The 6,461-nt window shown below is 64.5% G+C and carries 10 protein-coding genes; 4 read left to right on the top strand and 6 right to left on the bottom strand.

Annotated elements, in window-relative coordinates; genetic code table 11:
* Positions 1-377 (bottom strand): hypothetical protein (locus tag ACE3UY_RS03920; protein ID WP_374686247.1); only part of this gene is annotated, 377 nt, incomplete at its 3' end.
* A gap of 307 nt (positions 378-684) precedes the next feature.
* Between ACE3UY_RS03920 and ACE3UY_RS03925 the strand changes: the two genes are divergently transcribed.
* Both ACE3UY_RS03925 and ACE3UY_RS03930 read left to right on the top strand, forming a co-directional pair.
* Entirely contained in the window at positions 685-1,113 is a 429-nt protein-coding gene (locus ACE3UY_RS03925; protein ID WP_374686248.1) for a hypothetical protein, read from the top strand.
* Between the two features lie 89 nt (positions 1,114-1,202).
* Positions 1,203-1,544, top strand: a complete 342-nt coding sequence (locus ACE3UY_RS03930; RefSeq protein ID WP_374686249.1) for an STAS domain-containing protein — start codon at positions 1,203-1,205, stop codon at positions 1,542-1,544.
* Between the two features lie 37 nt (positions 1,545-1,581).
* Here ACE3UY_RS03930 and ACE3UY_RS03935 read toward each other — a convergent pair whose 3' ends face one another.
* A complete protein-coding gene (locus tag ACE3UY_RS03935; RefSeq protein WP_374686250.1) occupies positions 1,582-2,307 on the bottom strand; it encodes a glucose-1-phosphate thymidylyltransferase in 726 nt (241 codons plus the stop codon).
* A 97-nt stretch (positions 2,308-2,404) separates the two neighbouring features.
* Here ACE3UY_RS03935 and ACE3UY_RS03940 point away from each other — a divergent pair, with 97 nt between their 5' ends.
* Together ACE3UY_RS03940 and nadS are read left to right on the top strand one after the other, a co-directional pair.
* A complete protein-coding gene (locus ACE3UY_RS03940) occupies positions 2,405-2,722 on the top strand; it encodes a type II toxin-antitoxin system RelE/ParE family toxin (RefSeq protein WP_374686251.1) in 318 nt (105 codons plus the stop codon).
* Complete coding sequence (nadS, locus tag ACE3UY_RS03945; RefSeq protein WP_374686252.1) at positions 2,719-3,018, top strand: NadS family protein; 300 nt, start codon at positions 2,719-2,721, stop codon at positions 3,016-3,018. The genes ACE3UY_RS03940 and nadS overlap by 4 nt, the downstream gene beginning before the upstream one ends.
* On the opposite strand, the gene ACE3UY_RS03950 is transcribed toward nadS, so the two are convergent.
* The 4 genes from ACE3UY_RS03950 to ACE3UY_RS03965 form a co-directional block, all read right to left on the bottom strand.
* Positions 3,015-3,965 (bottom strand): ribonuclease Z, encoded by a 951-nt coding sequence (locus ACE3UY_RS03950; RefSeq protein WP_374686253.1) that lies wholly within the window; start codon positions 3,963-3,965, stop codon positions 3,015-3,017. The two genes, nadS and ACE3UY_RS03950, sit on opposite strands and share 4 nt — an antisense overlap.
* 36 nt (positions 3,966-4,001) lie before the next feature.
* Positions 4,002-5,051, bottom strand: a complete 1,050-nt coding sequence (rtcA, locus tag ACE3UY_RS03955) for an RNA 3'-terminal phosphate cyclase (RefSeq protein ID WP_374686254.1) — start codon at positions 5,049-5,051, stop codon at positions 4,002-4,004.
* Positions 5,052-5,183: 132 nt separating this feature from the next.
* Positions 5,184-5,831, bottom strand: coding sequence for a sugar transferase (locus tag ACE3UY_RS03960; RefSeq protein WP_374686255.1), 648 nt, complete (start codon positions 5,829-5,831; stop codon positions 5,184-5,186).
* 266 nt (positions 5,832-6,097) lie between these two features.
* The coding region (locus tag ACE3UY_RS03965) for a CopD family protein (protein WP_374686256.1) at positions 6,098-6,461 on the bottom strand (364 nt) is incomplete at its 5' end.

Raw genomic sequence — 6,461 nt, forward strand, 5'->3', positions numbered from 1 at the left:
CGCTTGACCTCGGCCCGGAAGTGGAGCGTGCCCTCGGCGAAGTTGATCGGCGTCGTCCAGTTGCCGTTGGCCGAGTCGAGCGGCGGGTTGTCCCACGGAAAGCCGTGATGTCGCTTCGTCACCGGTTCGTTCCAGTCGAAGACGAGCAGCTCCGCACCCTCCGGCAGTGACGTGACCGTCGGCGGCGGTGTGGGGGTGGCGTCGCTGAGCACAACCGCGGTGTAGGCGCTGTGGGCGGGCGTGACCTGACCCGCGGCCCCGGCTGCCCCGGTCGACCGGATGGCCCATAGCGCGCCCATCGCCGCGACAAAGGTGAGCGCGCCCAAGAGGGCCGCCCACCGCCATCGGAGGCTGTTCGCTGGTGTTGATCTGAACATGATTCCCACTCCTCAGTCGCCAGGACAATCGTATCGATCCCGCCCGCCGGCGCAAGCCCCTTCTCAGGCCGTCCAAGCCAGCGCTCATGTGGAAGAGGAAGAATCCGCAGATTTTGCAGATTAGGCAGATTCTTCATTTTAGATCGAAAGGGCGCCAGGCCCTTGTCAGGCCGTTCAAGCCAACGTCGAAGAGGAAAAATCGGCAGATTTCGCAGATTACACAGATTCTTCTATAGTAGGCAAAAGCGCAACTGGTGGCAACGGCGCTCGTATAGATGGTCAAAGCCCTGTTCAGGGAGATTGGATCATGAGTGATAGAGAGCCATTGAAGATCACGCTGGAAGACCTGGAGCCGGCCGCGCCCGCGCCGGCCGAGCCAACCGCGCCGGCCGCTCCGACTGAGCCGCCGGCCACGCCGGAGAAGTCGGGCGGCAAATTGCGCGAAGGGGTAGAGGGCGTCGGGCACAAGGTGGCCGGGGCGGTCAAAGAGTCTACGTCGCGCGTGACGCACAAGATCGCCGACACGACGGCCGAGGCCGCCAGCCGCAGCGCCGAGGCAGTGCGCGACAAGGTCAGCGAGACAGTCCAGGCCCAGGCCAAGGCCACGGCCGACGCCGTGGAAGCGCGCTTGCGCGAAGTCGACTGGAAGGCCGAGGCGCAGAAGGGGGCCGAAGGCGGCCTGCGCTGGCTGAGCAAGCGGTTGGAGGAGTTGGCGGAGCGCTTGAAGAAGGAGTGAGCAGTATTTAGTAGGTCAGTATTCAGTGAGCGTTGACGGACTGAATACTGGACGCTGGACAAACCCCCACGCTCCGGTAACATCTTCCTATGAACATTGAGTTTGAGACGATTGACGGGACAACAGTCGCGACGTTGTTCGGCGAGTTGGACAGCCGGACGGCCCCCATCGTGCAGGAGAAGCTGCTAACCCTCTTGCGGCCGGAGGGGCGCGTGCTGCTGGATATGCACGGCGTGACCTACATCTCCAGCGCCGGACTGCGCGCCCTGCTCGTGCTCTACCGGCAGATGGCGGCCAATAACGGGCAGGTCGCCCTGTGCGGCCTTATCGAGAGCATTCAGGACGTGATGTCGGTCACCGGCTTCCTGGAGTTCTTTTCCGTCTACGATACCATCCCCGAAGGCGTAGCCGCATTAGGGGCTAGGGATTAGGGAAGAGCCATCTTCCCTAGCCCCTAGAACCTGGCCCCTAGCCCCTGTTTATTGCCCGGACGTTCTGGCGCAGCTTGATAATGGCGTCGGCCGGGTGGTAGCCCTTGCGCAGGCTGGTGTTGGCGTAGATGAGTGTGCGCGGCCCGACGATGCAGCCGGGGTTGAGCACGCTGTTGCAGCCGGTCTGCACGTCATCCCCCAGGATCGCCCCGAACTTAGTCAGCCCCGTGTCATATTCCTGTTCTTCGACGGTCAGCCTGATCGTCGGCCGCTGGCCCGTGGCCGGGTCTTTCTCGCTCAGGATGCCCAAGTTGCTCAGCTTCGTGCCCGCGCCCAGGTTGACGCGGTGGCCCAGGATGGAGTCGCCGACGTAGGCGAAGTGGGGGGCGTGGGCGTGGGGCAGGAAGAGACTGTTCTTGGCCTCGCTGGCGTGGCCCAGGATGGCCCCCTCCAGCAGGATCACGTCCTCGCGCACGAACGCCCCGTGGCGCACGACCGCGCCGCGACCGATGTAGGCCGGGCCGAGGATGTAGGCCCCCGGCTCCACCAGCGCCCCGGCCTCGATGACGATGGGCGCGTCGGAGAGCCAGGCCCCGTCCATGACCACGCCCTCGATGCGCCGGCCGCCGGCCGTCAGGCGGGCGACGTGGCGCTTGATCTGGGGCAGGGCTTCCCAGACGTAGGTACAGGCGTCGAAGAAGGCGGCGGTAGCTGGTTGGTTCAAGTTGAACAAAGTGCTAGGGTGCAAGAGATGATCGGACATAGGCGAACTCCTATTTGAAGGCACAATCACAGCAATTGTAGCGGAAGCGCAACTGATAGCCTATTGCGTCTGGTGCGTCAGTGACGTATAGTTGTATATGCGCTTCATTGAGACCTCTTACTTCACCAAACAAGTCATAGCATTGTTGCCAGATGAAGAGTATCGGCGGCTGCAGGAAGTGCTACTTACCCGGCCAGAAGCGGGCGACTTGATTCCAGGGGGCGGGGGACTCAGAAAGCTGCGGTGGCGAATCGCTGGGAAGGGCAAACGGGGTGGCCTACGCCTAATTTACTATTGGGCTGTCCAAGATGATGTCTTTTTCATGCTGACTATTTACAAGAAAAGCCAGAAAGAGGATCTAACCCTACAACAGTTGAAGGCTTTGCGTGTGCTGGTAGAGGAGTGGCTTAAATGAACGATAAAGATTTCGCGGGGCTAGTTGAGAGCATCAAACAAGCAGGTGAAATCAAGCGTGGTCTTCGTGAACCGAGCCGTGTCTTTGAGTTTTCACCGATGGATATTAAGGGGATTCGCGAGAAACTAGACAAGTCTCAACGTGAGTTCGCGCTGATGATCGGCGTCAGCCTGGGTACATTGCAGAATTGGGAGCAAGGCCGACGGAAGCCGGTTGGGCCTGCACGAGCGCTCCTCCGTGTGGCCGCTCAGAGTCCAGAAGCTTTCCGCGAGGCGCTGGATATCAGTAATACCTAACTCTCCTCTTTCTTCACCCTCACCACCCCCTCCCGCGTAATCTGAAAGTGATCCAGGTCGCGGGCGACGGTGGTCGCGGGGAAGATGGCGCGGGCCTCGGCGCGGATGTCGCGCTCGGAGTAGCGGCGGGAGAGATGGGTCAGGATAAGATGCCGGACGCCGGCGTCGCGGGCCAGCGTCGCCGCGCGCGCCGCCGTCATGTGGCCGAAGTCGGCGGCCATCGTCGCTTCCTCCTCCAGATAGGTGGACTCCATCACCAGCGCGTCCGCCCCGCGCGCGATCTCCAGCAGGTTATCCGTCCGGCCCACGTCGCCGATGTGGACGTACTTCGTGCCGGGGACGGTCTCGCCCAGCACGTCCTCCGGCCGGATGAGGCGGCCGTCGGCCAGCGTCACCGGCTCGCCGCGCACCAGCCGCGCCCGCTCCGGCCCGAAAGGCACGCCCAACTCGGCCGCCCGCTCGGCCAGGAAGGGGCGGTGGGGTTTCTCCTCGAACAGATAGCCCAGGTTGTCCGGCCCGCGGTGGCTGACGCCGAACGCGGTCAGCTGGAACTTGTCGTCGGCGCACAGCACGTCACCCGGCTCGACGGGGTGGAGGGCAATGTCGATGGGCGGGCGGTGGCCGGCGAAGACGACCTTGAACAGCAAGTCGTGGACGCGTTGCAAGGTGAAGCGCCCGCCGTAGATGTCGATGTGGTCGAGGTTCTCCCAGCGGGCCAGGGTGGAAACGAGGCCGCCCAACCCCAGGATGTGGTCGAGGTGGCCGTGGGTCAGCAGCACCGTATCGAGCCGCTTGAAGCCCAGGCCGCTGCGCAGGATTTGGCGCTGCGTGCCCTCGCCGCAATCGAGCAGGAAGCGGTAGTGGCGGTGGAGGATGATGTGGCTGGAGAGCCCGCGCGTCACCGTGGGAGCGGAAGACGAGGTGCCCAGAAATATGACTTCGAACATAGCGAACCGAAAGGCGATCGGGGGGAGCGGGGCCGGCTAACCGGCGGTGTAGCCCGCGCCGGTCACGTCGATCTCCGCCGGGCCGCCCAGGTCGCCGGTGATGTCAATGGTTGTGTCCACCCAACGCCGCAATAGCTCGGCGTTGGTCAGGGTGTGCAAGGTCAGATGGTCGGTTGTGTAGCGCGTCCGGCCATGAGCCAGGGCCAACGGCAGCAACAACTGGTCGGCCAAATGCCGGTCGACCATGGCCCCATTGTCTATGAAAGCGAGCGTTTCCGCAACCGCGGCCTCGGCCACCTGCTCGGCCGGCAGGCCGCGCCGGCCGAGGCTGCTGAAGCCGCCCTGAGGAACCCACAGGCAGATGCCCGCGCCCGGCCCCGCGCCGTTCTCGCGGCGCGGCTCGATCTTGGCCCGGTGGCCGGCGGCGGTCAGCAGGTTGGTCGCCCGGCCGGCCATGCGCTGCGGGATGTCAGCGGGCAGGTTGGTGACGGCAGCCACACCCTCGACGCGCTCGGCGGGGATGTGGGCGAAGGGGGGCGCGTCCAGCCGGTGGATCGACTCGATGGTCGCCGTCGCCACGCCGCCGCCGATGGGATACCAACCCCACTGCTTCAGTTCCAGGTCGAACGTCGCGCCCATGCGGGCGAAGGCGGGCCGGGCGACGCGGTCGATGTAGTGGAAAGGGGGACTCATCTGGACGTGGGTTCCACCGCGCAGGGTGACGTGGGAACGGCCGCCGGCCCACAGCAGCGGCCAGAGAATGGCCTGGAAGATGAGCATGACCGCGCCAGCCGAGCCGCCCTGGGCGGCGTCGGTCACGTCGAAGGTGTAAACGCCGGGTTGCGGCGGCATCGCCGGGCGAAACTCCAGCGTGCGCGAGTCGATGGCGTCGCCGGTCAGCGCCGCGCCGCATAGCCGGGCCACGGCGCGCACGGCGGTCAGGTGTTGCGGGCGGAGGCCGGGCTTGCTGCGATTGGCGCGGACGTGCTCCAGCCGGAAGGGGCGGCCGGTCAGGGCGGAGAGGCTGAGCGACGTGCGCAGCACCTGGCCGCCGCCTTCGCCCATGCGGCCGTCAATGGTCAGCACCGGGCTACACTCGCTAGATGGCGCATCTCCCTATGTTACTCCGGCGCGGGCCGAATGCCCATCACTCGGACAACTAAAAACACCCCGGCCGAATCCGGCCGGGGTGTCCATTTCAATGAGGGGAGGACAGCGCTACGCCTGAACCGTAAACGCCACCACCACCGACTGGATCAAAATCTGCACGTCCATCCAGATAGACCAGTTCTGGATGTATTGCGTCTCCAATTCGACGCGCTCGTCGATCTGACGGCTGTGGCCGCTGACCTGCCAGAGGCCGGTCATGCCCGGCAGCACGGAGCAGTAGCCCTCGACGCGGTGGCCGAACTTGAGCAGCTCGGCGCGGGTCATCATGCGCGGGCCGACCAGCGACATGGTGCGGTTCAGAACGTTGAACAGGCGGGGCAGTTCGTCCAGGCCATAGCGGCGCAGGAAGCGGCCGACGCGGGTCAGGCGCGGGTCGGCGTCGATGTCGCCGCTCAGCACTTCCATCCACTGGTCGCGGTTGGCGATGAGCCGGTCGTTGCCGTCCACGTACATGGTGCGGAACTTGTAGGCGTCGAACTCGCGCCCCCGGCGGCCCACGACGCGCCGGCGGTAGAGCACCGGGCCGGGCGAGTCGAGCTTGATGAGCGCGGCCAGTGTCAACAGCAGGGGGGCGATCAGTAGCAGCGTTGGCAGGGTCAGGGCGTAATCAAGGCCCAGCTTGAGCCAACGGTGCAGCCGTCGCGCCGTGATATTCGGAATCGTATTGGCTTTATTGCTTGCCGGAGCCTGAATCATCTTGATTGTCCTGTGGGGCTGCCTTCCGAGACAACGCCCATTCGCCTAGACAATAGTGTAGGCCGGCTCGCTTACGAAAAAACTTACGGCGGGCTTACGGGTTTTTCACGGGGGAAGAGAGCAGGGGAGCAGGGGTGCAGGGGTGCAGGGGTGAAAAGTGGCAGGTAGCAGGTTGTGCGCGTTCTCAGATGCGCGTTCTGTGGCCTGGCCTGTTCGCATCCGCTTTGGCCGTCCGCATCTGAGGGTGCGGACTCTGTGTCTGCGCTTCAGACGGCCGTGGCGATGGCGGTAAACAGGAGCACAGCCATGGCGCAGACGAGGTTGAGGCGCAGGAGGCGAATCTCCTGGCGGGAGAGCCTGGCCGTTTCGGCTTCGGCCAGGTCCGGACGGCTCTCGGTCAGCAGGGCCAGCCGGCTTATGGAGGGGTAGAGGACGAATTGCAGATAGGCGGTCAGCGCGACCATACCGCCATAGCTGATGTGCTTCAGTAGCATGGCCCAGGCCCACAGGCTGTCGATAGCCAGAAAGCCGTTGTAGTTCTCGTCGTTGGTCATCTGGATAAAGCCGGTGATGAGCAGGATGACCAGGCTGGCGTTCACCCAGGGCAGCAGGCGCTTTTGCAAGGCGAAC

Source organism: Promineifilum sp. (SeqCode) (assembly GCF_041918635.1).
Taxonomy (GTDB): domain Bacteria; phylum Chloroflexota; class Anaerolineae; order Promineifilales; family Promineifilaceae; genus Promineifilum.